This window comes from Pseudomonas sp. FW305-28, assembly GCF_017351395.1.
Classification (GTDB): domain Bacteria; phylum Pseudomonadota; class Gammaproteobacteria; order Pseudomonadales; family Pseudomonadaceae; genus Aquipseudomonas; species Aquipseudomonas fluorescens_AA.
In genome coordinates this window covers 1-2,974 of record NZ_JACNDD010000276.1, presented here as the reverse complement: position 1 = coordinate 2,974, position 2,974 = coordinate 1, and the positions used below count along the sequence as shown (strand labels likewise).

Sequence of the window (2,974 nt, the reverse complement as noted above, 5' to 3'; positions counted from 1 at the left end):
GCCGCCCGGTTGGGTTGGGGTTACAGGTGGGATTCGGCGTATTCGGCCAGGATCGAGCGCGGTACGCCCTGCAGGGTGATGTGGACCCCGTTGGGGAAGTCCTTGAAGCGTTCGGTCAGGTAGGTCAGCCCGGAGCTGGTCGCGGACAGGTAAGGGGTGTCGATCTGCGCCAGGTTACCCAGGCACACCACTTTGGAACCGGCGCCGGCACGGGTGATGATGGTTTTCATCTGGTGCGGGGTCAGGTTCTGGCATTCGTCGATCAGGATCAGGCTCTGCTGGAAGCTGCGCCCGCGAATGTAGTTGAGGGATTTGAACTGCAACGGCACTTTGCTGAGGATGTAATCGACGCTGCCATGGGTGCTTTCGTCATCCATGTGCAAGGCTTCGAGGTTGTCGGTGATCGCCCCCAGCCACGGCTCCATTTTCTCCGCCTCGGTGCCGGGCAGGAAACCGATTTCCTGGTCCAGGCCCTGCACGCTGCGGGTGGCGATGATGCGCCGGTAGCGCTTGCTGACCATGGTCTGCTCGATCGCGGCGGCCAGGGCCAGGATGGTCTTGCCGGAACCGGCGGCGCCGGACAGGTTGACCAGGTGGATATCCGGGTCGAGCAAGGCGAACAGGGCCAGGCTCTGGTAGATGTCGCGTGGCTTGAGGCCCCAGGCTTCCTGGTGCAGCAGCGGTTCCTGGTGCAAGTCGAGGATCAGCAGTTTGTCGACCTGGATTTCCTTGATCCAGCCGACGAAGCCTTGTTCGTCGATGATGAACTCGTTGATGTGCACGGCCGGCAGGTTGTCGATCAGTTGCACCTGGTGCCAGGTGCGGCCATGGTCCTGGCGAGTCTCGACCTTGCTCACACGGTCCCAGAAGGAGCCGGTCATGGTGTGGTAGCCGTTGGGCAACAGCGAAACGTCGTCAACCAGTTGGTCGGTGCTGTAGTCCTCCGCCGCGATCCCGCAGGCGCGGGCCTTGAGGCGCATGTTGATGTCTTTGGTCACCAGCACCACGGACTGGTCCTTGTTGCGCGCGTGCAGGTCGATCAACTGGTTGATGATGATGTTGTCGTTCAGGTGTTCAGGCAGCACCAGGTTGGGTTCGGTGCGCTTGCTCATCAGGATCGAAAGCAAGCCCTTGGGACCACTTTTGCCGCGCTGGATCGGCACGCCGAGCTCAACGTCTTCCGGGGAGGCATCCCCCAAGGTCTTGTCGATCAGGCGGATCGCCTGCCGGCATTCGGCCGCAACGCTGTGGTGCCCGCTCTTGAGCTTGTCCAGCTCTTCAAGCACGGTCATCGGGATGGCGACGTGGTGTTCTTCGAAGTTCAGGAGCGCGTTTGGATCGTGGATCAATACGTTGGTATCGAGTACATAGAGGATTGGCTGGTTGGAGGAAGGGCTACGTCCGTGGTCATCCATACTCGGTCACCTATGTGGGGGCCATTCGACGCAATACCGTGACAGTGCTGCGCCTCGAGGTAGCCACCGAATTCACCCGCGAGGATTCAGGTGAACTGCACACAATCTGGGTCTTGGAAGACGCCACCTGTGTTGCAGGTTTCGGCGGTCTGACTTCTTGATACTCCAAAAACCATGACAGGAAAAAGCACTTTGACGCTTTTTTGAAGTTTATTTTTCAGAGTGACGAATAACCCTTGGCGTACCGCCGTCGCACCGTTAAAGTCGAAAGTCCGGTTGTCATGAATGTGTCCCGGATTTTCCTCCTTCCCCAATGTTTCCGGGCCTTTCCCGGTTTCAGCGAAACGCCTCCTGACAGTCCGCCCAACCGATCCCGCTCTGCGCCGTTTGCGCCATGAGCCAGGGCATCGCCGTTTTCACCCCATCCTGCTTGGCGTTGAAATTGATCACCCCGTGGCGCCACAGCAACATGAGGGTCAGCACACGCTGGGCGCTTTGCTCAGGCTTGAGCCGATTGCCGCTGTCCTGGGGATCGATGTCCCACAGCGCCACCTGCAGGCCCTGCTGCCGGAAAAATCCTTCGGCATCGCCACGACGCTGGCCTTGGGGCGGGCGGAACAGCGGCACGTAATTCTCGGGCAGCTTGCCCTTGACCAGCTCGACACTGCGCCGGACCGAGTCTTGCCAGTCCTGCCAATGGCTGTGGGAACGGAACTCCCAGCCCTGCACACCCACGCACTGTCCCGCATACAACATCTGGAGACTGTTGACCGAGCGCTCTTCCAACCGCGCCTGGATGTCCTTGCCCAGCACGAAGAAGGTGCCGTTCATGTTCGCCTTGCGCAGGTAGTCGGTCAGCCACGGGGTGTTGTCCGGCACGACGTTGGCGGCGCTGTCGAAGGTCAACAGGAACAGCCGGTCGTTCATCTCCTCGCCGTTGCGCTCGTACTCGCCAAAACGGGCGATTTCACTGCTGGTTTGCGGAAAAAGCGCGGCTTTGCGCAGCAGTTCATCACGATATTGCGTATGAAAGATCTGGCTCGGCGCCGCCCATTTGATGTAGTAGGAGTCGTCATCGAGATGGAACCTGCGGGCCTCTTCACGCAGGGTCGCCATGTCCTCGACCAGGTAACAGAAGGACGCATCCTGGTCGCAACTGCGCTGGGCAAAGTTGTAGTTGCTCAGCAACCGTTGCCACAGCCGGGCGCGCAGGGTGTCGATCGCGGCCATATTGACCGTGCGCAGCCCCAGGTACTGCTTGAGCGCGATTTCGTCCATGGCATCGACGTCCAGCAAGCCCCGGGCGAACATCAGGATCTCGGCCCGCGAAGCCACGTCGAACAGCGTCGGGCTGGTGAGTTGTTCCGGCCAGGTCGTGCGGTCCAGGGTGGCGACGTCGTTGGGCGCCGCGAGGGCGCCGAAGCTCAACAGCCAGGCCGATAACACAAGGGCGATGCGCAAAAGGGATGTCTCCATAACGAAACCCGCGCGGCATCATAGCCGATCCTGGCGTAATACCCTTGCGGTCAGTGGACTTGGGGAGCAGACCTGTGGGAGCA

The 2,974-nt window shown here is 60.5% G+C and carries 2 protein-coding genes; both read right to left on the bottom strand.

The features are described from left to right. Positions 1-20: 20 nt before the first annotated feature. A complete protein-coding gene (locus tag J4E53_RS30250) occupies positions 21-1,415 on the bottom strand; it encodes a PhoH family protein (RefSeq protein WP_060740782.1) in 1,395 nt (464 codons plus the stop codon). A 336-nt stretch (positions 1,416-1,751) separates the two neighbouring features. Then, complete coding sequence (locus tag J4E53_RS30245; protein WP_103311401.1) at positions 1,752-2,876, bottom strand: polysaccharide deacetylase family protein; 1,125 nt, start codon at positions 2,874-2,876, stop codon at positions 1,752-1,754. Positions 2,877-2,974: the final 98 nt, after the last annotated feature.

Excerpts from the sequence above, each read along its gene's own strand:
- J4E53_RS30250 (WP_060740782.1), bottom strand. The coding sequence starts at position 1,415 with ATGGATGACCACGGACGTAGCCCTTCCTCCAACCAGCCAATCCTCTAT.